The organism is Pseudomonas sp. Q11, assembly GCF_024494355.1.
Taxonomy (GTDB): domain Bacteria; phylum Pseudomonadota; class Gammaproteobacteria; order Pseudomonadales; family Pseudomonadaceae; genus Aquipseudomonas; species Aquipseudomonas hefeiensis.
The window spans coordinates 265,623-286,613 of record NZ_JAKNQY010000003.1 but is presented as its reverse complement, the minus strand read 5'-3'; the positions used below and the strand labels follow the sequence as shown (position 1 = coordinate 286,613).

General features: G+C 61.2%; 21 protein-coding genes and 1 pseudogene. 3 read left to right on the top strand and 19 right to left on the bottom strand.

Annotation, left to right across the window (positions count from 1 at the left end; all coding sequences use genetic code 11):
• Positions 1–23: 23 nt before the first annotated feature.
• From MA884_RS05435 to ubiE, 10 genes and pseudogenes are all read right to left on the bottom strand, one after another.
• Positions 24–1,931, bottom strand: coding sequence for a methyl-accepting chemotaxis protein (locus MA884_RS05435; RefSeq protein ID WP_371134739.1), 1,908 nt, complete (start codon positions 1,929–1,931; stop codon positions 24–26).
• A 132-nt stretch (positions 1,932–2,063) separates the two neighbouring features.
• Positions 2,064–2,771 carry a 16S rRNA (uracil(1498)-N(3))-methyltransferase gene (locus tag MA884_RS05430; RefSeq protein WP_256229422.1) on the bottom strand — a complete coding sequence of 236 codons (708 nt, stop codon included), beginning with the start codon at positions 2,769–2,771 and terminating at the stop codon, positions 2,064–2,066.
• Positions 2,768–3,562: a twin-arginine translocase subunit TatC gene (tatC, locus tag MA884_RS05425; protein ID WP_256229421.1), complete on the bottom strand. Its 795-nt coding sequence runs from the start codon at positions 3,560–3,562 to the stop codon at positions 2,768–2,770. Before tatC ends, MA884_RS05430 begins: the two co-directional genes overlap by 4 nt.
• Positions 3,559–3,978 (bottom strand): Sec-independent protein translocase protein TatB, encoded by a 420-nt coding sequence (gene tatB, locus MA884_RS05420; protein ID WP_256229420.1) that lies wholly within the window; start codon positions 3,976–3,978, stop codon positions 3,559–3,561. The genes tatC and tatB overlap by 4 nt, the downstream gene beginning before the upstream one ends.
• 10 nt (positions 3,979–3,988) lie before the next feature.
• Positions 3,989–4,276 carry a twin-arginine translocase TatA/TatE family subunit gene (locus tag MA884_RS05415; RefSeq protein ID WP_256229419.1) on the bottom strand — a complete coding sequence of 96 codons (288 nt, stop codon included), beginning with the start codon at positions 4,274–4,276 and terminating at the stop codon, positions 3,989–3,991.
• A gap of 24 nt (positions 4,277–4,300) precedes the next feature.
• On the bottom strand, positions 4,301–4,633 hold the full coding sequence (locus tag MA884_RS05410; protein WP_003186671.1) for a phosphoribosyl-ATP diphosphatase: 333 nt from the start codon (positions 4,631–4,633) through the stop codon (positions 4,301–4,303).
• Positions 4,626–5,024, bottom strand: coding sequence for a phosphoribosyl-AMP cyclohydrolase (gene hisI / locus MA884_RS05405; RefSeq protein ID WP_256229418.1), 399 nt, complete (start codon positions 5,022–5,024; stop codon positions 4,626–4,628). The genes MA884_RS05410 and hisI overlap by 8 nt, the downstream gene beginning before the upstream one ends.
• Positions 5,025–5,149: 125 nt before the next feature.
• Positions 5,150–6,754, bottom strand: coding sequence for a ubiquinone biosynthesis regulatory protein kinase UbiB (gene ubiB / locus MA884_RS05400; RefSeq protein WP_256229416.1), 1,605 nt, complete (start codon positions 6,752–6,754; stop codon positions 5,150–5,152).
• Positions 6,751–7,375 (bottom strand): annotated as a pseudogene (locus tag MA884_RS05395) (SCP2 domain-containing protein). The gene ubiB and the pseudogene MA884_RS05395 overlap by 4 nt, the downstream one beginning before the upstream one ends.
• Positions 7,375–8,145: a bifunctional demethylmenaquinone methyltransferase/2-methoxy-6-polyprenyl-1,4-benzoquinol methylase UbiE gene (gene ubiE, locus MA884_RS05390; protein ID WP_256229415.1), complete on the bottom strand. Its 771-nt coding sequence runs from the start codon at positions 8,143–8,145 to the stop codon at positions 7,375–7,377. The pseudogene MA884_RS05395 and the gene ubiE overlap by 1 nt, the downstream one beginning before the upstream one ends.
• A gap of 155 nt (positions 8,146–8,300) precedes the next feature.
• On the opposite strand from ubiE, the gene MA884_RS05385 reads away from it, so the two are divergent.
• The 3 genes from MA884_RS05385 (at position 8,301) to MA884_RS05375 (ending at position 10,134) form a co-directional block, all read left to right on the top strand.
• Complete coding sequence (locus MA884_RS05385) at positions 8,301–8,576, top strand: polyhydroxyalkanoic acid system family protein (protein WP_076383012.1); 276 nt, start codon at positions 8,301–8,303, stop codon at positions 8,574–8,576.
• A gap of 252 nt (positions 8,577–8,828) precedes the next feature.
• Positions 8,829–9,251 (top strand): phasin family protein, encoded by a 423-nt coding sequence (locus tag MA884_RS05380; protein WP_047225983.1) that lies wholly within the window; start codon positions 8,829–8,831, stop codon positions 9,249–9,251.
• 10 nt (positions 9,252–9,261) lie between these two features.
• Positions 9,262–10,134 carry a phasin family protein gene (locus tag MA884_RS05375; protein WP_256229413.1) on the top strand — a complete coding sequence of 291 codons (873 nt, stop codon included), beginning with the start codon at positions 9,262–9,264 and terminating at the stop codon, positions 10,132–10,134.
• Between the two features lie 249 nt (positions 10,135–10,383).
• On the opposite strand, the gene MA884_RS05370 is transcribed toward MA884_RS05375, so the two are convergent.
• The 9 genes from MA884_RS05370 to argS form a co-directional block, all read right to left on the bottom strand.
• The gene (locus MA884_RS05370) at positions 10,384–11,004 is read right to left on the bottom strand and encodes a TetR/AcrR family transcriptional regulator (protein ID WP_256229412.1); all 621 of its coding nucleotides are present in this window, start codon (positions 11,002–11,004) and stop codon (positions 10,384–10,386) included.
• A 60-nt stretch (positions 11,005–11,064) separates the two neighbouring features.
• The gene (phaC, locus tag MA884_RS05365) at positions 11,065–12,747 is read right to left on the bottom strand and encodes a class II poly(R)-hydroxyalkanoic acid synthase (protein WP_256229411.1); all 1,683 of its coding nucleotides are present in this window, start codon (positions 12,745–12,747) and stop codon (positions 11,065–11,067) included.
• Positions 12,748–12,859: 112 nt separating this feature from the next.
• Positions 12,860–13,717, bottom strand: a complete 858-nt coding sequence (gene phaZ, locus MA884_RS05360; RefSeq protein ID WP_210642463.1) for a poly(3-hydroxyalkanoate) depolymerase — start codon at positions 13,715–13,717, stop codon at positions 12,860–12,862.
• A gap of 99 nt (positions 13,718–13,816) precedes the next feature.
• The gene (phaC, locus tag MA884_RS05355) at positions 13,817–15,496 is read right to left on the bottom strand and encodes a class II poly(R)-hydroxyalkanoic acid synthase (RefSeq protein WP_256229410.1); all 1,680 of its coding nucleotides are present in this window, start codon (positions 15,494–15,496) and stop codon (positions 13,817–13,819) included.
• Between the two features lie 275 nt (positions 15,497–15,771).
• Positions 15,772–16,149: a gamma-butyrobetaine hydroxylase-like domain-containing protein gene (locus tag MA884_RS05350; protein WP_047225977.1), complete on the bottom strand. Its 378-nt coding sequence runs from the start codon at positions 16,147–16,149 to the stop codon at positions 15,772–15,774.
• Positions 16,150–16,229: 80 nt separating this feature from the next.
• Positions 16,230–17,567, bottom strand: coding sequence for an ATP-dependent protease ATPase subunit HslU (gene hslU / locus MA884_RS05345; RefSeq protein WP_256229409.1), 1,338 nt, complete (start codon positions 17,565–17,567; stop codon positions 16,230–16,232).
• 49 nt (positions 17,568–17,616) lie between these two features.
• Positions 17,617–18,147: an ATP-dependent protease subunit HslV gene (gene hslV / locus MA884_RS05340; RefSeq protein WP_003186641.1), complete on the bottom strand. Its 531-nt coding sequence runs from the start codon at positions 18,145–18,147 to the stop codon at positions 17,617–17,619.
• Positions 18,148–18,437: 290 nt separating this feature from the next.
• On the bottom strand, positions 18,438–19,142 hold the full coding sequence (locus MA884_RS05335) for an SPOR domain-containing protein (protein WP_256229408.1): 705 nt from the start codon (positions 19,140–19,142) through the stop codon (positions 18,438–18,440).
• A 1-nt stretch (position 19,143) separates the two neighbouring features.
• Complete coding sequence (gene argS, locus MA884_RS05330; RefSeq protein ID WP_256229407.1) at positions 19,144–20,880, bottom strand: arginine--tRNA ligase; 1,737 nt, start codon at positions 20,878–20,880, stop codon at positions 19,144–19,146.
• Between the last annotated feature and the right edge of the window lie 111 nt (positions 20,881–20,991).

Below are 20,991 nucleotides of genomic sequence, written 5' to 3'. Positions count from 1 at the left end.
ATGTGGGTGTGTCATACCCCAAGTTAAACCCTGAATCGCCCCACCAACGTCTGCAAATGAACCCCCAACCGCGCCAGCTCAGCACTGGAGGCGGCGGTCTCTTCACTGGACGACGCAGTTTGCTCCGACACATCGCGTACGTTCAGCACGCTGCGGTTGATCTCCTCAGCCACGGCACTCTGCTGCTCAGCCGCCGCAGCGATCTGCTGGTTCATCGACTGGATGGCCGAGACCGTGCGGGTGATGTTTTCCAGGGATCCACCGGCGCGGCGGGTCAGTTCGACGCTGTTGTCGGTCAGGGTGCGGCTGTTGTCCATGATGGTCGCGACCTGTTCGGTGCCCGACTGCAGGCCGACGATCAGTTCTTCGATTTCTTCAGTGGACTTCTGAGTGCGCTGGGCCAGGCTGCGGACCTCGTCAGCCACCACCGCGAAGCCACGTCCGGCCTCGCCGGCACGGGCCGCTTCGATGGCCGCGTTGAGGGCCAGCAGGTTGGTTTGCTGGGCTACGGACTTGATCACGTCCAGCACGCTGCCGATCTTGTCGCTTTCGCGCTTGAGGTCGCCCATCGCTGTGGTGGAGTTACCCACTTCGAGGGCCAGGCGTTCGATCTGGGCGATGGCTTCGCCGACCACTTTTTCACCCTCGCGTGCCTGCTGGTCAGCCGCGACGGCCGCTTCAGAAGCTTCCTCGGCATTGCGCGCCACTTCCTGCACCGTGGCGGTCATTTCGTGCATGGCAGTGGCGACCTGGTCGGTTTCCACTTTCTGACTGTTGACCCCGGCGCTGGTCTGTTCGGTCACGGCCGAGAGTTGTTCGGCGGCGCTGGCGATTTGCGTAACGCCGTCGCTGATGCCGCCGATCAATTGCCGCAGCCCTACGGTCATGCTCTGCATGGCGCGCTGCAACTGGCCCAGTTCGTCGCGGCGCTCGGAGGTGAGGTTGTGGGTCAGGTCGCCCGCGGCAACGCGCTCGGCGACTTTGAGGGTCTGGCCCAGCGGGCCGACGATCTGCCGGGTGATGACCAATGCTGCGATCACGCCGAACAACATGGCCAGCACGGCAGCCGATACCAGGACAGTCTTGGCCTTCGCGGCGTCGTGGTCGCGCACGGCGGTCTGGGACACGGTCAGGCTTTTGCTGGACTCAAGCAATACTTCGCCTTGCTCGGTCATGCGCTTGAGCGCAGCGGCGGTATCAAGCTGGGAGTCGCGGAACTGGCTGACTGCGGCACGGTAGGCGTTGATCGAATCGCTGGCCTGCTGCAGGTTGGCGGAATGTTCCTCAGGCAACTGCGCCGGCAGGCGTGCGAGAAGTTTGAGGGCATCGGTAATGGCGTCAAGGGCTGGTTGCTGGGCTTCGCTCTTGCCGCTGTAGGTGTAGCCGCGAACCTGGTAGCGCGCTTGCTGGATCGCCTTGCTCAGGGATACCACGTTGTTGAACTGGGCGATGTCCTCGCTTTGTAGCATCGCTTTTTCGACTTCGTCGACCCGGGCCACGGCGTTGTCGGCACTGGCGCCGAGTTTGCTGCGGGCATCTTCGCGGCTGACGGTGGCGCTGGCCATCTCGGCGAAGGCGCTTTTGTACTCGGCCACAGCGGCCAGTTGTTTGTCGATCAGCGCCACGTCGGCCGGCTGCTCGATCATCTGGCGGGCAGCGGTCAGTCCGGACTCGAGTTTGGCAAGCAGATCGTTGACTTCCTGCGGACCGTTCTCACCTCGCGTGGTGTAGTAGTCCAGGCGTGCCAGGCGCAGGTCCTTGCTCAACTCGTTCAGGCTGGAAATGTAGCCCAGCTTGTCGCCACGGCTGATGACATTGCCCAGGCCGCTCCAGCCGGTGAAAGCGATCATCAAGGTTAGAAATAGCACCAGACCGAAGCCGAAGCCGAGTTTGCGATTGACGCTTACGTTTCCCAGACTCTGGGTAAGCATTCGGAACATGCTGATTTCTCCCTTGCTGCATTGAATTGGTTTTATGGGAGCTGTATCGGCGGGACGGGAGGGATCTGTAGAAATGAACTGAGGAACCTGGAGCTTGCCCGAAAAGTTTGCAAGCCGCGGGGCTCAGAACAGCCGTGCAAGCAGCGCGGTAACGGCGGTTTCGACGCGCAGGATACGTTCGCCTAGTTGTACCGGTTGCAGCCCGGCCTTGGCCAACAGGTCAATTTCGTAAGGAATCCAGCCGCCTTCGGGGCCGATGGCCAGGGTCACGGATTCGTCCAGCGCGCGAGGGCAGGGGGGGTAGTTTCCTGGATGACCGACCAGACCCCGGGTGCCGTCCGCCATGGCCGGCAGGCGGTCTTCAACGAAGGGCTTGAAGCGCTTTTCGATGATGATCTCTGGCAGCACGCTGTCCCGCGCCTGCTCCAGGCCAAGGATCAGTTGTTCGCGAATGGCCTCGGGCTCCAGGAACGGGGTTTGCCAGAAACTCTTTTCCACGCGGTAGCTGTTGACCAGCACCACGCGCGGCACACCCATGGTGGCGATGGTCTGGAACACCCGTCGGAGCATTTTCGGTCGAGGCAAGGCCAGCACCAGCGTCAGCGGCAACTTGGCCGGCGCAGGTTGGTCGAGTGTCACTTGCAGTTCGGCTTCGCGGGCTTCCAGGCGCAGCACCTGAGCCGTGCCCATCAACCCGCCGATACGCCCGATCCGCAGGCTGTCGCCGACGGCGCTGCGATGCACTTGCTGCATGTGGGTCAAGCGGCGATCGCTCAGCACGACGCGGTCGGGCCCGATGAAGTCGGCCTCTTCAAGCAACAGCAGGTTCACGCTTGGGTCGCTGGCGGCTGGTCGTTATGGTCGTCGACCGGTTGATCGTCTGCTTCTTCCCGGCGCTTGCGGACCAAGCCGCCGAACAGGATGCCGATCTCGAACAGCAGCCACATCGGCACGGCCAGCAGGGTCTGGGAAAAGATGTCCGGTGGGGTCAGGATCATGCCGACCACGAAGCAGCCGATGATCACGTACGGACGGATTTTCTTCAGGTACGCAACGTCGACCACGCCGATCCACACCAGCAGCACGACGGCTACCGGGATTTCGAACGCCACGCCGAAGGCGAAGAACAGCGTCATGACGAAATCCAGATAGCTGGTGATGTCGGTCATCATCTCCACGCCCGCCGGAGTGGCGGCAGCGAAGAACTTGAAGATCAGCGGGAACACCAGGTAATAGGCGAAGGCCATGCCGGTGTAGAACAGCAGAATGCTGGACATCAGCAGCGGCACGGCGATGCGTTTTTCATGCTTGTACAGGCCTGGCGCGATGAAGCCCCAGATCTGGTGCAGGATCACCGGGATCGCCAGGAACAACGAGACCATCATCGTCAGCTTGAGCGGCGTCAGGAACGGTGACGACACGTCGGTGGCGATCATCGTCGCGCCTTCCGGCAGGTACTGGCGCAGCGGTGTGGAAACGAAGGTGTAGATCTGTTGGGTGAAGGCAAACAGCCCGGCGAAGATGACGAAAATCGCCGCCACGCAACGCAACAGGCGGGTGCGCAACTCGGTGAGGTGCGATACCAGCGGCATCGGCTGGTCGTTTTCAGGAATATCGCTCATGGGGCTCGCGGCGGCAAAGTAGGGTCGTTGGGAACTGCTGGCGTTGCCACTGTCGGGGCGGGCTCCACGGGGTTCGCGGGCTCGGATGCCACAGGCGGCGTGCCATCCACGGGCGCCTGTGGGGCAATCGTCGGCTCGACCGCAGGCTGAACCGGTGTCGGCTCCTGCTGGGTCGGGGTGAAGATTTTCCGCGCTTCCTGCTCCAAAGACAGAATGTGTTCGTTGTGAAGTTGCCGACGAATGTCGTCGGCCCCGATTTCACGTTCAACTTCCTGTTTGATCGCATTGAAGCTGCGCTTGAGCCGCCCGATCCATAAACCTGCGGTGCGCGCAGCGCCCGGCAGCCGCTCGGGGCCCAGCACCAGCAGGGCGACGAGGCCGACGAGCAGCAGTTCAGTGAAGCTGATCCCAAACATTAGTCAGTGCTCACGAGTCTTTGCGGGTCGGCTCTTCGACTTTCTGTGCCTGCACATCGATGGTGTGCGGGGCATTCACAGGTTGAGTGGCCTGTGGGTGTACCGGTTGGGTCGGCTGCGCCGGTTGAGCGGGCGTTGCTGCCGGGTCGGCCGGTTTTTCGTCGTCGTTCATGGCCTTGCGAAAGCCCTTGATCGACTCGCCAACGTCAGTGCCCAGGTTCTTGAGTTTCTTGGTGCCGAACACCAGGACCACGACCACCAGAATGACGACCCAGTGTTTCCAGTCAAAAATACCCATGTGGCTATTCCTCTTGTAAGTTGATCAGGCGGACGGACGCGAGGCTTTCTCGACGTGTCCGGACAGACCGAAGCGACGGTCCAGTTCATCCAATACAGCCTGCGGGTGCTGCCCCAGTTGGGCAAGCATGACCAGGCTATGGAACCACAGGTCGGCGGTCTCGTAGATCACGTCGCTGCAGTCACCGCTGATGGCGGCGTCCTTGGCGGCGATGATGGTCTCGACCGACTCTTCACCGACCTTTTCCAGAATCTTGTTCAAACCCTTGTGGTACAGGCTGGCGACATAGGAGCTGTCGGCCGCGGCGCCTTTGCGCTCTTCCAGCACCTGGGCCAGGCGGGTCAGGGTGTCACTCATGGGTATGTCCTGAATAAATGGCATGCGGGTCCTTGAGCACCGGGTCGACGGTTTTCCAGTCGCCGTTCTCGAAGACGCGATAGAAGCAGCTTTGACGGCCGGTGTGGCAGGCTATCTCACCGACCTGCTCGACCATCAGGATGATGACGTCGCCGTCGCAGTCCAGGCGCATCTGGTGCAGGTGCTGCACGTGTCCGGACTCTTCACCCTTGCGCCACAGCTTGCCACGGGAACGTGACCAATAAATGGCGCGGTTCTCGGCGGCGGTCAGTGCCAGCGCTTCGCGGTTCATCCAGGCCATCATCAGCACGCGCCCGGTCTTGTGATCCTGGGCGATGGCTGGCACCAGGCCGTCAGCGTCCCATTTGATCTCGTCCTGCCAGTTTTTCATCTTGGGTCCTGGGGCAGCGGCAAGCTTTGAGCTTCAAGCTGCAAGTAAAAGCAATTCTGTGTTGTGTTGATAGGTTCAACCCATGAACTTGCGGCTTGCAGCTTATCGCTTGCAGCTGATTCCTGCTATCGACGAACGACCAGATACAAACCAACGATGACCATGATGCCGGCGGGCCAGTGACCCAGCTGGCTCAACGGGCCCCCGCTCGCCAGTACCGCACCGCCACCCAGGTGAGCGGCGCCGAGCAGGCGCATGAACCAGTCGTCCCCGCGCTCTTTCCACGGCGGCGCGGGGTCGTGGGCGTGGGGTTGGGACATGCGTTCGAGCAGGTCGCGGGTCATGTTGGCCAAGTGCGGGATCTGCTCGAACTGGCTCTGTACGTTGCCCAGCAGGGTCTTGGGGCTCACGCGCTCGCGCATCCAGCGTTCGAGGAACGGTTGGGCGGTGTTCCACAGGTCCAGGTCCGGGTATAGCTGGCGACCGAGGCCTTCGATGTTCAGCAAGGTTTTCTGCAACAGTACCAGCTGTGGCTGAACCTCCATGTTGAAGCGACGCGCGGTCTGGAACAGGCGCATCAGCACCTGGCCGAATGAAATATCTTTTAACGGTTTTTCGAAGATCGGTTCGCATACGGTGCGGATCGCCGCTTCGAATTCGTTGAGTTTGGTCTCGGCCGGCACCCAGCCCGAATCGATGTGCAGTTGCGCGACGCGGCGGTAGTCGCGCTTGAAGAAGGCGAACAGGTTGCGGGCCAGATAGTCCTGGTCTTCGGGGGTCAGGCTGCCGACGATGCCGCAGTCGATGGCAATGTATTGCGGGCTCCATGGCTGCACGGTACTGACGAAGATGTTGCCCGGGTGCATGTCGGCGTGGAAGAAGCTGTCGCGGAACACTTGGGTGAAGAAAATCTCTACGCCGCGCTCGGCCAGCAGTTTCATGTCGGTGCGCTGGTCGGCCAGGGTTGCCAGGTCGGTCACCTGGATGCCATAGATGCGCTCCATCACCAACACTTTTGGACGACACCAGTCCCAATAGACTTGCGGCACGTAGAGCAGCGGCGAGCCTTCGAAGTTACGGCGCAGCTGGCTGGCGTTGGCGGCCTCGCGTAGCAGGTCGAGTTCGTCGTAGATGGTTTTTTCGTAGTCCTGGACCACGTCAACCGGGTGCAACAGGCGTGCATCGGCCGACAGCCGCTCGGCGGCCCGGGCGAGGATGAACAGCCACGCCAGGTCCTGGGCAATGATCGGCTTGAGACCCGGGCGGATAACTTTCACCACCACTTCTTCGCCGCTTTTGAGCTGCGCGGCGTGAACCTGGGCCACGGAGGCCGAGGCCAACGGTTCGACGTCGAAACGGCTGAAAATTTCGCTGATCTTCTTGCCCAGTTGCTCTTCGATCAGGGCCACCGACACCTTCGAATCGAACGGCGGGACGCGGTCTTGAAGCATCATCAATTCATCGGCGATGTCTTCGGGCAGCAGGTCGCGACGGGTCGAGAGGATCTGTCCGAACTTGATGAAGATCGGTCCCAGGTCCTGCAAGGCCAGGCGCAGGCGTGCACCGCGACTCAAGTCCAGCGTTCGCCGGGGAAACCAGCGCCACGGCAGCACGAAGCGCAGCGCCAGTAAAAACCAGGGCAGCGGCAGGGCGAACAGCAGGTCATCGAGGCGATAGCGGATCACGACGCGCTGGATGCGCAACAAACGGCGGACGGCAAGCAGCTTCATGCGTTATCGCTTGGTTTCAAGGGAGCGGGAAAGGCGCTCGAAACGCGCCTCGAGACGTTCCAGGTCAAGTTTGATCTGGTCCAGTTCATTAAAGCGGGCTTGCGCTTCGCGTTGGCCTACGAGAGTACGCGATTCCTCGGCCAGGTATTCACTCAGATTTTGCCCCAGGCTGGCGAAGCCTTGGCGATACCAGCGGGTGCGGCTGCGCAGATGGCCACTGAGTAGCTGAGTGCCCACCGGGCCGAGCCAGCGGGACACTTCATATTCCCAGTCCAGCTCCAGGTCCTGGAGAATCGCCGCCAGCTCCAGCAGCACGCCGCTGTCGCCGTCGAGTTCCACCTCAGGGCCGTGCAACACGGCGGTCTTGTCCTTGCTCAGGGCCAGGTTCATCAGGCTCGATGCCGGGGCGCGCAGGGTGCAGTGTGCCTCGGCTTCCCAATGTGCGGCGAGCATCAGGCCTTCGTCGCTGGGCAGGATGAACAGCTGCAACGCCGGGCTGCGGCAGTCCACGGCAATCACCTTGCCGCTCAAGTGCGCCAGGCGCGCAAGCGCCGTACTGTCCAGTCGCAGGACGCGATTGACGCCGAGTTCGACGCTGGCGAGCAGGCCGGTGAGCAGCATCAGGGCTTGATACCGCGGTGCAGGGCCACGATGCCCGACGTCATGTTGTGGTAGGTCACGCGGTCGAAACCGGCCTCGACCATCATCGACTTCAGGGTTTCCTGGTCCGGGTGCATGCGGATCGATTCGGCCAGGTAGCGATAGCTTTCCGAGTCATTGGTGATCAGCTTGCCCATCAGTGGCATGAAGGCGAACGAGTAAGCGTCGTAGGCCTTGGACATCAGCCTGTTGGTCGGCTTGGAGAATTCCAGCACCAGCAGGCGGCCGCCGGGCTTGAGTACTCGTAGCATCGAGCGCAGGGCGTCTTCCTTATGGGTGACGTTGCGCAGGCCGAAGGCGATGGTGACGCAGTCGAAATGGTTGTCGGGGAAGGGCAGCTTCTCGGCGTCGGCCTGGACGAACTCGACATTGCCGGCCACACCCAGGTCCAGCAGTCGGTCACGACCGACCTTGAGCATGGATTCGTTGATGTCGGCGAGCACCACCTGACCGGTCGGGCCGACAATGTGGGAGAACTTCTTCGTCAGATCGCCCGTGCCACCGGCGATGTCCAGCACACGATTACCGCTGCGCACACCCGACAGCTCGATCGCGAAACGCTTCCACAGACGGTGCATGCCGCCCGAGAGCAGGTCGTTCATCAAGTCATATTTGGCGGCTACCGAGTGGAAAACCTCAGCGACTTTTTCCGCCTTCTGGCTTTCCGGCACGTTCTTGAAGCCGAAGTGAGTGGTGGGTTCGGCATCGCTGCCTTTGCGCTGATCAGTCATATCGCTGTCACCAAAAAAGAATGCGGGACATTCTAATCCCGGCGGAGGGCTTTGTCTTGGCAAGCCTGAAGGTAAGATGAGCAACCGCCGGGACGTTTTGACGCAGCCAGGGTCAGAAACGTGCAGGCAAGTCCCGATAAAACAGGAGTCATCAGATGGCCCGTATAACAGTTGAGCGTGCCCACGGCCTGGGCAAGGAAGCGGCCCGCGCGAAAGCCGACCAGTTGGCGCAGAAGCTGTCCGACAGCTATGGCCTGGAGCCGCAGTGGTCGGGCGACACGCTGAAGCTCAAGCGCTCCGGGGTCAAAGGCGAGGTGCATGTGGGCGAAGACTCGATCCGCGTCGATGTCGAGCTGGGCATGTTGATGTCGGCCATGAGCGGCACGATCAAGACGGAAATTGAAAAGGCGTTGGATAAAGCATTGGCTTGATTGAAGAGATGACTCAAGTTCATCACTCATTCACCTGTGGGAGCGAGCCTGCTCGCGATAGCGGCGTGTCATTCAACATCAATGTTGCCGGTCTATCGCCATCGCGAGCAGGCTCGCTCCCACAGGGGAAGTCATCACCTCGGATTCTGTGGCAGTAGTTAGGGTGCCGTTTCTAATTATTGTCACTACTTTGTGCCTGAGCCCGACCGTGTACGGGCAGTTCCTCAAACCTGTTATCGAGTGAGGTGCACCATGGCCAAAGTTATTTTGAAGAAAAAAACCGACGTTGAATCTTCCACGCTCAGCGACGTGAAAACGTACGCGCGCAAGATCTGGCTGGCTGGCCTGGGCGCCTACACCAAGGTCGGCCAGGAAGGCAGCGAGTACTTCCAGGAGTTGGTAAAAGCTGGTGAAGTTATTGAAACCAAAGGCAAAAAGAACATTGCCGGAAAACTTGAAGCGGCCAACAGCGAACTGATTGAAGCCAAGACTGACGTCAACACGTTCAAGGCCCGGGTTGAAGTACAACTCGATAAAGTCGAGAAGGTCTTCGACGCCCGTGTTGCAAGTGCCTTGAATCGTATCGGCATTCCGTCTAAACATGACGTTGAGACACTCTCTGCTAAGCTCGATGAGCTGACGGCATTGCTTGAACGTGTCGCGCGTAAACATTAAGGAGAACGGGATGGCTGGCAAAAAAATCACCGAAAAAGAAGGCAGCTCGTGGGCCGGGAAGATTGAAAAATACTCCCGCAAAATCTGGCTTGCTGGTTTAGGCGTGTACTCGAAGATTGACACTGACGGCAGCAAACTCTTCGAGTCCCTGGTTAAGGACGGCGAGAAGGCCGAAAAACTCACCAAGACGGCGGTCGGCAAACAGGTCGATGCTGCCAAGGACTCTGCCGAGTCCGCCAAGTCGCGAATGGGCGGCGTGAAGGATCGGGCGATGGGCAAATGGGACGAACTGGAAGGGGCTTTCGACAAGCGCCTGAACAGTGCGATCTCTCGCTTGGGCGTGCCGAGCCGCAATGAAGTCAAGGCGCTGCACAGCAAGGTCGACACCCTGACCAAGCAGATCGAAAAACTCACCGGCGCCAAGGTCGCGCCAGTGGCAGCGAAGACTGCGGCAGCCAAGCCTGCCACCAAGACGGCCGCCAAGCCATTGGTCAAGGCCGCGGCAAAACCCGCGGCTAAACCTGCGGCAAAAGCAGCGGCCAAACCGGCGGCGAAAACCGCAGCCGCCAAACCTGCCGCCAAGGCAGCGGCCAAGCCGGTAGCAGCCAAACCCGCGACCAAAGCAGCGGCCAAGCCGGCTGCCAAAACCGCGGCCGCCAAACCTGCTGCCAAGCCTGCGGCAAAAGCGGCGGCCAAACCCGCTGCGGCGAAAAAGCCTGCGGTGAAAAAACCGGCCGCGCCAAAAGCTGCCGCACCGAAGGCGCCGACTGCTGCCGCCAAACCGGCCGCCCCGACGAGCCCCGCGAACTCCGCTTCGGCTCCGACTCCGGCGGTTACCCCGACCGCTGCGCCGGCTCCATCGACGCCTACCACCCAGTCCTGATATCCAGGGCAAACAAAAACGCCCGGCCTGTGAAGGTCGGGTTTTTTTATGCGTATGCATTTGAATGCACCGCAGAAGCGGGCTTGCTTCCACAGGGGGCTGGTGGTGATGCAAATATTGGAATCACCCAGAAAACAATGTGGGAGCGAGCCTGCTCGCGATAGCGGTGTGTCAGCCACATTGATGTTGGATGTGCGTCCGCCATCGCGAGCAGGCTCGCTCCCACAAGGGATCTTCCTCTGCTGGTCGTTAGTCGTGCTCTTCCAGGTACCGCAACGCCAGTTGCTCGGTCGCAACCTTAGCCGCCGGCGGCAGATGCGGCGCTACCAGCATCATGACCTGATAGACCACCAGTCGAACCTCACCCTCGCGGTCGAGGATGCGCTGATAGTCCAGCGAGAACAGCAGGGTCATGGTGATCTGTTCCACCAGTTGCCCCAATGCCTGGGTATCGCTGACCAGCATCCCCTGGGCCTTGAGTTGCGCCAACAGCGAGGCCAGGGTGCGTTTCAGGGCGTTGAGCAACTGGCGGATGCCCTTGGCCAATTTCGGCAGGCGTCCGGCCAGGTTCGACAGGTCCTGGAACAGAAACCGGTATTGAGCCAGCCGTTCGACGATCAGGTGCAGGAACAGCCAATAGTCCTCCGGCGCCAGTTGTACATCTGCCGGTGGGTCCAGCAGCGGTGCCAGCTCGCCCTGGAAGCGCTCGAACAGCCCGAGGATCAGGGGCTCCTTGCCATGAAAGTGGTAATAGAGGTTGCCTGGGCTGATGCCCATTTCGTTGGCGACTTCCATGGTGGAAACGTTCGGTTCGCCCTTCTCATTGAACAACTGCAGGGCGCATTCAAGAATGCGGTCGCGGGTTTTCATCCGGTCTTCTTAGTGATGGAAGTTGTGCCACGGGCCAGCGCCTGGCCGTGGAGTGCGCCCCTAGCGCACGCGCACATAGGTCCCCGGCGCCGCGTCCAGGGGCGGGTAGTTCGCGTTGCCCAGGGTCATTTGTGTTTCGCGCTGGGCGCCGGAGCGCTCCTGGACCCAGCCCAGCCATTGGGTCCACCAACTGCCTTCGACGTGCTTGGCGTCGTAATACCAGGCTCGCGGGTCGCTGCTCAGTTTTGGGTTTTCGACGTAATTGGCCTTGGGGTTGCCTGGCGGGTTGAGGATGCTCTGGACGTGGCCGCTGTTGGACAGTACGAAGCGTCGTTCGCCACCCAGCAGCAACGTGGAGCGATAAACCGCATCCCAAGGCGTGATGTGGTCATTGATGCCCGCCACGCTGAAGCTGTCCACCGTCACTTTGTGCAGGTCGATCGGTGTGCCGCACACTTCCAGGCCGCCGGGGTGGGTCAGGGGGTTGTGCTTGAAGAAGTCCAACAGATCGCCATGGTAGGCCGCCGGCAGTCGGGTGCAGTCGTTGTTCCAGTAGAGGATGTCGAACGCTGGTGGCTCCTTGCCCAGCAGGTAGTTATTGATGAAATAAGTCCAGATCAGGTCATTGGGGCGCATCCAGGCAAACACCCGGGCCATGTCGCGGCCATCGAGGATGCCTTTCTGGTAGGAACGGCGCTTGGCGGCCTCCAGGGTCTGCTCGTCAGTGAACAGCGTGGCCGGGCTCTCCATCTGGCTGTCCAGCAGGCTCACCAGGTAAGTGGCGCTGGCAACCCGGCGCAGTTGGCGCTTGGCTTGCAGATGGCCTTGCAGGGCGGCGATGGTCATGCCGCCGGCGCAAGCCCCCATCAGGTTGACCTCGCGGGCACCGGTGATCGCCCGGCAGACATTCATCGCTTCTTCCGTCGCTTCGACATAGCTGGACAGGCCCCATTCGCGGTGACGTACATCGGGGTTGCGCCAACTGATGATGAACACCTGCAAACCGTTTTTAAGGGCGTACTGGACGAAGCTGTTGGAAGGGCTCAGGTCGAAGATGTAGAACTTGTTGATCTGCGGCGGCACGATCAGCAATGGCTTGGCGTATTGCTTTTCGCTCATGGACTTGTACTGGATCAGCTCGAGCATTTCGTTGCGAAACACCACCGCGCCCGGCGTGGTCGCCAGGGTCTTGCCGACTTCGAAGGCATGGGGCGTGACTTGCCGCGGCAGCCCGTCGTTGTGCAGCAGGTCGTCCACCAGATGGCTGATGCCACGAATCAGGCTGGTACCGCCGGAATTGAACAGCTCTTTGACCGCCAGCGGGTTGAGCAGGGTATTGGAAGGCGATACGGCATCATTGAGCAGGGCGAAAGCGAAGTGAGCCCGGGCACGGTCATCGGGGCTCATGTCGCATTCGTCGATCCAGCTCTTCATCTGTTTCTGCCAGCTCAGGTAGGCCTGCAGGCTACGGCGGTAGAACGGATTGAGCTCCCAGGTGGGGTCGGCGAAGCGCTTGTCGTTGGGGTTGGTGGGGTGCAGGGTTTCCCCTAGCAGCACGCGGCCCAACTGGCTGCCCAACTTCAACGCATGCCGGGCGCTGTGCACCGGGTTGCGCAAGCTGTGTGCGGCAACACTGCGCAGCGTGGAAAGCAGGTCCCTGCCCCGCAGGCCGGTGACCGCGCTTTGTGCGTTGATGAAGTTGGCAGGGGCGGGCATGGAACCCTTCGCCGGTTTGTCGCGCATGAGTCAACTCCTTCGTCATCAGGCTAAAAACAAACACACCGAAGCAGACAACATAGTCGCTGTTTCGGGCAGTTGCGCGGTCCGGCGTCCTGCCAGGCGCTTTTGGACGGTGTCAGCCGCCACCCAGCGGCGCGGGATGCGGGTGCATGACCGCGCGCTGACGTTCTTCCTCCAGAAACTTCATGATGATCGGCGCCACAGCCTCGGCCCGGGTAATCAGGAACAGATGGCCATCGTCGATGATGTGCAATTGGGCGTTGGGGATGCGCCAGGCCAGCATGCGCATGTTGATCAACGGGATCAATGGATCGTCGTCGCCGGCCAGCACCAGGGTCGGCTGGTGGATCTTGTGCAGCCAGTGGATGCTGGTCCAGCCCAGGCCGGCGAACAGTTGCCAGTAATAACCCAGCTTGCCCGCCGAACGAACCTTGGCCGCGTGACTGGCCGCCAGGCTTGGGTCACGGCGGAACGAGCCGCCGTAGATCAGTGGCGCGATGCGCATAACGTGGGACGGCTGCACATAGCGTCGAGGACTTGCCATCATCCACAGCACTTTCGGTTTGCCCGGCACCATCACCGCTCCGGCAGCGGTGGCCGCCAGCACCAGCTTTTTGCAGCGCTCCGGGTAGTCATGAGCGAACTGCTGGGCCAGGGCGCCGCCCCAGGACACGCCGATCACGTTGACTTGCCCGTAATCGAGATAGTCGAGCATCCGCGCGGTGAGTTTTGCCAGGCCGGGAAAGCGATACGGCCGGCTGGGCGTCGACGAGCCCCCTACGCCGGGGACGTCAAAGGCGATGACCTCCAGGTCCGGGTCCAGGGCCTCAATGAACGGGAACACCAGCTCAAGGTTGGCGCCGATGCCGTTGAAAATCAGCAGGGGCGTCAAATGAGGCTTGCCGGGACGTACCGCGGTGCGCAAGGTCTGGCCATCCAGATCGACGGTACGGAAGATGTACGGTTGCGGCATGCTTCAAGCCCTGGGGTAGAAAAGCAGAAAAAGCAGTTTCAAGCTTCAAGCTTCAAGCTGCACGAGGCCAGCTTGGAGCTTGAGGCTTGTAACTTGCAGCTATCTTTCATGTACATACGTGCCCGGCGCCGCTTCTCCCGCCGGATAAGTCTTGTTGCCCAGCGCCGTCGGTGCTTTTTTCAGTTTGCCCGAGCGCTCTGCCTGCCACGCCTGCCAATGCAGCCACCAGGAGTCGGTGTGCTTGGTGGAGTTCTCCTGCCAGTCCTCGGCCTTGGCCGGCATGTCCTCGCTGGTCATGTAGCGCGACTTGGGGTTGCCCGGCGGGTTGAGGATGCTTTGGATGTGCCCGCTGCTCGACAGCACGAATTCCACCTTGCCGCCAAACAGTTGTGCGGATTTGTAGCAGGACTTCCACGGGGTGATGTGGTCGTTGGTGCCGGCCAGGGAGAAGATGTCGGCGGTGACCTGCTTGAGGTCGATCGGCGTGCCGCACACTTCCAGTGCATTGGGCCGGATCAGCGGGTTGTTCTTGAACATCTCGATGAGGTCGCCATGGAACGCTGCCGGCAGCCGGGTGGTGTCGTTGTTCCAGAACAGGATGTCGAACACCGGCGGTTCGTTGCCCAGCATATAGTTGTTGACCCAGTAGTTCCAGATCAGGTCATTGGGGCGCATCCAGGCGAAGACCTTGGCCATGTCGCGACCTTCGAGCACACCGGCCTGATAGGAGTGCCGCTTGGCCGCTTCCAGGGTCTGCTCGTCGACGAACAGCGCCACGTCGGTGTCCAGGGTGGTGTCGAGCACGCTCACCAGCAGGGTCAGGGCATTGACCTTTTTCTCGCCCAGGGCAGCGTAGTGCCCCAGCAGCGCGGTGCAGGTGATGCCGCCCGAGCAGGCACCGAGCATGTTCACATCCTTGCTGCCGGTGATGGCCGTGACGACGTCCACCGCTTCCTTGAGCGCCTCGATGTACGTCGACAGGCCCCACTCGCGCTGCTCCTTGGTGGGGTTGCGCCAGCTGACGATGAACGTCTGCACATTGCTGCGCAGGCAGAAGCGCGCCAGGCTCTTGTCCGGGCTCAGGTCAAAGACATAGAACTTGTTGATCTGCGGCGGCACCACCAGCAATGGGCGCTCGTGGACCTGTTCGGTGATGGGCCGGTACTGGATCAACTCCAGTACGTCGTTGCGAAATACCACGGCACCTTCCGTCACGCCCAGGCTCTTGCCGACTTCGAATGCGCCCATGTCGACCTGGCTCGGCATCCCGCCGTTGTGCACCAGGTCCTTGGCCAGATGCGAAAGGCCGTCCAGCAGGCTCTTGCCGCCGGTTTCGAAGAAACGTTTGACCGCCGCCGGGTTGGCTGCCGAATTGGTCGGGGCCATGGCTTCGGTCATCAGGTTGATCACGAAGTGACCGCGGCTGATGTCCTGGGGCGAAAGGCTGCTCTCGTCGATCCAGGCGTGCAGCTCCTTGCGCCACGCCAGGTAGGTTTGCAGATAACGTTTGTAGAGCGGGTTCTGGCTCCAGGCCGGGTCGTTGAAGCGACGGTCATCGCCCGCAGGTTGCAGTTCGGATCTGCCGAACAGGACGTTCTTGAGTTCGACGCCGAAATGGGCGACGTGCTTGACGCTGTGCAGCGGTTGTTTGATGGCCTGGGTCAGCACCATTCGGGCAGAGGCCAGCAGATCTTTTCTGCGCAAGCCGACGACAGGATTCAACCCCAGGGTATTTTCCGAGGCCTGGTACTTCAGGTCATCGTTGTTCTTGTTGCTCATCTACGACGCTCCATTGTCCTTCAGACGAGTACCTGGGCCATGCCAGAAAGCCCACAGCCAATAACAGGTACGCTGCTCGGGTGACCGTTAATTCCGCATCGAGGCAATGAGGAAACGTGTGCAAGGAATTCGCTGATTCCTTTGCAGGGAACTTGCCAGCTCCATTGGTTACCCGAGTTTAATTTTTTTCGCAAGCAGGCCAGTCATTGACGTTGCGGCGGGGGCATTCAAGCAGATGAGTCTAGAAAATTCGCCCTAAAGCGCCAGCCCTTGAGTTAGAGCATCAGCTTGACGACCGACTCGTTCGGGTCGCGGGTTTTACCGGCCGCCTTGAGTTCGGCAAGATAGTCGTTCCACAGGTCCTCCTGGCGTACCGCCAACTGATACAGGTAGTCCCAGGTGAACAGTCCGCTGTCGTGGCCATCGTCGAAGGTCAGTTTCAGTGCGTACTGGCCGGCCGGCTCGACCTTGGTCAGGCCGACGCCGATTTTCCCGTATTGCAGGATCGGCTTGCCGTGGCCCTGGACCTCGGCGGAAGGCGAGTGCACCCGCAAGAATTCGGCGGGCAGGTGATACTCCTCGTCCGGCGCGTATTTGAGCGTCAGGGTCTTGGAGGCTTTGTGCAGGTTGATGGCGCTGGGGAGTTTGGTCATGGAGGCAGCTTACAAGTTACAAGCTTCAAGCTACAAGCTGGAGGTGACCAGCTTGAGGCTTGCAGCTTGTGGCTTGTGGCTTAGAGAATATACCGCGACAGGTCTTCGTTCTCTGCCAATTCACCCAGGTGGCTGTTGACGTACTCGGCATCGATGAGGATCGGTGCTTCGTCGTGAGCGCTGGCCAGGTCGCCCGCACTGAACGAGACTTCTTCGAGCAGGCGCTCGAGCAGCGTGTGCAGGCGTCGGGCGCCGATGTTCTCGGTCTTCTCGTTGACCTGCCAGGCGATCTGCGCCAGGCGCTTGATGCCTTCCGGCGCGAACTCGATGTTCAGGCCTTCGGTCTTGAGCAGGGCACAATACTGTTCGGTCAGGGACGCATGGGGCTCGCTCAGGATGCGTTCGAAGTCTTCCGGCGTCAGTGCCTTGAGCTCGACACGGATCGGCAGGCGACCCTGCAGCTCGGGCACCAGGTCACTGGGCTTGCTCAGGTGGAACGCCCCGGAGGCGATGAACAGGATGTGGTCGGTCTTGACCATGCCCAGCTTGGTATTGACCGTGCAGCCCTCGATCAGCGGCAGCAGGTCGCGTTGCACGCCTTCGCGGGACACATCGGCGCCGCCGACATTGCCGCGCTTGGCGACCTTGTCGATTTCGTCGATGAACACAATGCCGTGCTGCTCGACGGCCTCCAGGGCCTTGGCTTTCAACTCTTCTTCGTTGACCAGGCGGCTGGCTTCTTCATCGCGCACCAGTTTCAGCGCTTCCTTGACCTTGAGCTTGCGGTTCTTGCGCTTGCCCTTGCCCATGTTGGCGAACAGGCTTTGCAATTGATTGGTCATTTCCTCCATGCCTGGCGGCGCGGAGATGTCGACGCCGGCCATTTCGGCCACTTCGATCTCGATTTCCTTGTCGTCCAGCTGGCCTTCGCGCAGGCGCTTGCGGAACAGCTGTCGGGTGTTGGAATCCTGGGTCGCAGCGGACTCGGCGTTGAAGCCCATGCGCGCCGGCGGCAGCAGTGCATCGAGGATGCGCTCTTCGGCGGCATCTTCGGCACGGTGGCGGACCTTGGTGATTTCCTGTTCGCGCAGCAACTTGATGGCGGCATCGGCCAGGTCACGGATGATCGATTCGACGTCGCGGCCGACATAACCGACTTCGGTGAACTTGGTGGCTTCGACCTTGATGAACGGCGCGTTGGCGAGTTTGGCCAGGCGACGGGCAATCTCGGTTTTACCGACACCGGTCGGGCCGATCATCAGGATGTTCTTGGGGGTCACTTCAACGCGCAACTCTTCGGGCAGTTGCATCCGACGCCAGCGGTTACGCAGGGCGATGGCGACGGCGCGCTTGGCATCGTCCTGGCCGATGATATGGCGGTTGAGTTCGTGGACGATTTCGCGGGGAGTCATGGACATAGTATTTGGCGGTCCTCAAGCAAGAATGAGCCGTGGCACAGGGCCAGGCTTATTCCGCGAGATCCTGCTCCTCAATGGTCTGGGTGTGGTTGGTGAAGACGCAGATGTCGCCGGCGATGCCCAGGGCAGTCTCGACGATTTCGCGGGCCGACAGATCGGTCTTTTTCAACAGGGCACTGGCCGCAGCCTGGGCGTAGGCACCGCCGGAGCCCATGGCGATCAGGCCATCCTCGGGTTCAACGACGTCACCGTTGCCGGTAATGATCAGCGAGGCATCCTTGTTGGCGACCGCGAGCATGGCTTCGAGGCGGCTCAGGGAACGGTCGGTACGCCATTCCTTGGCCAGTTCCACGGCGGCACGCACCAGGTGGCCCTGATGTTTCTCAAGCTGGCCTTCAAAACGTTCGAACAGGGTGAAAGCATCGGCAGTGGCCCCAGCGAAGCCGGCGATGACCTGGCCGTGGTACAGGCGGCGGACTTTCTTCGCGTTGCCTTTCATCACGGTGTTGCCTAGTGAAACCTGGCCGTCGCCGCCCATGACGACTTTGCCATGACGGCGGACTGAAACGATGGTGGTCAAGGGACGAGTCTCCACGCAGCGGGGCGAAAATGCCCGGATGGAACTCATATGGGGGTGGCGTGGGTTTTTTCAACCGTGGGGTGGGAGAGGGGACGAGTGGTGCGAGGCGCGTAGGAGCTGTCGAGCGGAGCGAGGCTGCGATCTTTCCCAGATAATTGAGTCACAAGCGGAGGATCAAGATCAAAAGATCGCAGCCTCGCTCCGCTCGACAGCTCCTACAGGGCGCAGCCCAGCGGGAGCAAGCTTCCTCGCCACAAAAGCCCCGCAGCACCGGGTGTTTTCAGCAGAAATCAGCGGCTCTGGCGCTGTTGTAACAACAGGTTGCTGAAACCGCTGCCGGCCAGTTGTTTTTGGGCCTTTGTCAGTTCTTCGCGGTTGCTGAACGGGCCGACCAGCACCCGATACCAGGTTTCTTCCTTCACCTTGCCGGACTCCACCGCCACGGACTGGCCCAGCAGAATGATCTGCGCCCGGACCTTGTCGGCGTCGGCCTCCTTGCGGAACGAGCCGGCCTGCAGGAAGAACTTCGTCACCGGAGCGGCCTTCTGCACCGGCGGTGCCGGTGGCGGCGTGATGCCGGCCAGGGCAGCCTGGGCGCGGGCGGTGTCGATCTTCGCCGCTTCGGCCGGGGTCACCGGTGTGGTGGGCACCTGCGGCACTTGTGGCGTCGGCAGGGTTTTCTCCGGCACGGCATCGGGCGGCACGATGACTTCCGATTCCGGCAGCAGGGTATAGAAGTCGTATTTGGGTTTGACCGGTTGCGTCGGGCTCGGCGGGGTCTTGTTGGCCTCGGCGATGCGCGTAGCCTTCTGCTGCTCTTGGCGCACGCGCTTGACGTCATCGCCCTGGCCCGGTTCCAGTTTCATCAGAAACACAATGAAAGCGCCAACGGTCAGGCCGATGGCCATCCACAACCAGCCCGGAATCGGCTGTTTGGCTGGAGGCTGGTAACGACTGGCGCCACGTTTGGGTGCAGGTTTTTTCTTGGCGGCCAACTTACATGCGCTCCAGCGTTTCCAGGCCCAGCAGTTCCAGGCCTTGCTTGAGGGTGCGCCCGGTCAGTGCGGCGAGGCGCAGGCGGCTCTGCATTTGCTCGGGCGTTTCGGCGTTGAGGATCGGGCAGTTCTCGTAGAAGCTGGAGAACAGACCGGCCACATCGTACAGGTACGCGCACAGGGTGTGTGGGGTGCCTTTGTCAGCGACGTTGTTCAGCACTTCACCGAACTGCGCCAGTCTGGCTGCCAGCTCCTGTTCGTGAGGGGCTTGAAGCACAATCTGGCCTTCCACCTCATCGAAGCGTTTGCCCAGCTTGCGGAACACCCCGGCCACGCGAGTGTAGGCGTACAGCAGGTACGGCGCGGTGTTGCCCTCGAAATTGAGCATCAGGTCGAAGTTGAAGCTGTAGTCGCTGGTGCGGTGCTTGGACAGGTCGGCGTACTTCACCGCGTCGATGCCCACGACCTTGGCGATCTGGCGCAGTTCGTCTTCGGCCAGGTCCGGGTTCTTGCCCTTGACCAGGGTGTAGGCGCGGTCCTGGGCTTCGGTCAGCAGGTCGATGAGCTTGACCGTGCCGCCGTCGCGGGTCTTGAACGGACGGCCGTCGGCGCCGTTCATGGTGCCGAAGCCCATGTGCTCCATCTCCATCGGATGGGTCACGAAACCGGCCAGGCGCGCCACTTCGAACACTTGCTGGAAGTGCAGGGCCTGACGCTGGTCGACAAAGTACAGGACCCGGTCCGCCTTGAGCACGCTGTTGCGGTAGCGCACGGCCGCCAGGTCGGTGGTGGCGTAGAGGTAGCCGCCGTCCGCCTTGACGATGATCACTGGCAGCGGCTCGCCGTCAGCGGTCTTGAACTGCTCGAGGAACACGCACTGGGCGCCGTTGCTTTCCACCAGCATGCCCTTGGCCTTGAGGTCGTTGACCACGTTGATCAGGTCATCGTTGTAGGCGCTTTCGCCCATCACGTCAGCCATGGTCAGTTTGACGTTCAGCAACTCGTAGATTTTCTGGCAGTGGGACAGGGAGATGTCCTTGAACTTGCTCCACAGCGCCAGGCACTCGGCATCGCCGGCCTGCAGCTTGACCACCAGGCCACGGGCGCGGTCGGCAAATTCGGGCGACTCGTCGAAGCGTTGCTTGGCGGCGCGGTAAAAGTTCTCCAGGTCCGACAGCTCATCGCTGGTGATCGGGTTTTCCTGCAAATAGGCCATCAGCATGCCGAACTGGGTGCCCCAGTCGCCGACGTGGTTCTGGCGGATCACCGTGTCGCCGAGAAACTCCAGTACGCGGGCCACGCCGTCACCAATGATGGTCGAGCGCAGATGGCCAACATGCATTTCCTTGGCGAGGTTGGGGGCCGAAAGGTCGACCACGGTGCGTTGCAACGGGCCGGCCTTGCGCACGCCGATGCGTTCGTCGGCCAGGGCCGCGTCCAGGCGTGAGGCCAGGGCCTGGGTGTTCTGGAAGAAGTTGATGAAGCCGGGGCCGGCAATGTCAGCCTTGCTGACGTTTTCGTCGGCCGGCAGCGCGGCGATGATTTTTTCGGCCAGGTCCCGCGGTTTCATGCCGGCCGGTTTGGCGAGCATCATCGCGATGTTGCTGGCGAAGTCGCCATGGGTCTTGTCACGGGTGTTTTCGACCTGAATCACCGGCGACAGGCCTTCTGGCAGCACACCTTCAGTGACGAGTTGGGTGATGGCTTGCTGGATGAGCTGGCGAATGGTGTCTTTCATGGTCTTCTCTTTCAACCGCAGGCGCGGCGGCGCTTCGATGCGCTGGTGGAAAAACTGGGCATTATCCGTGGCGAAGGCAAGCTTGCCAACTGTAGCGGGTCGGGTGGGGAT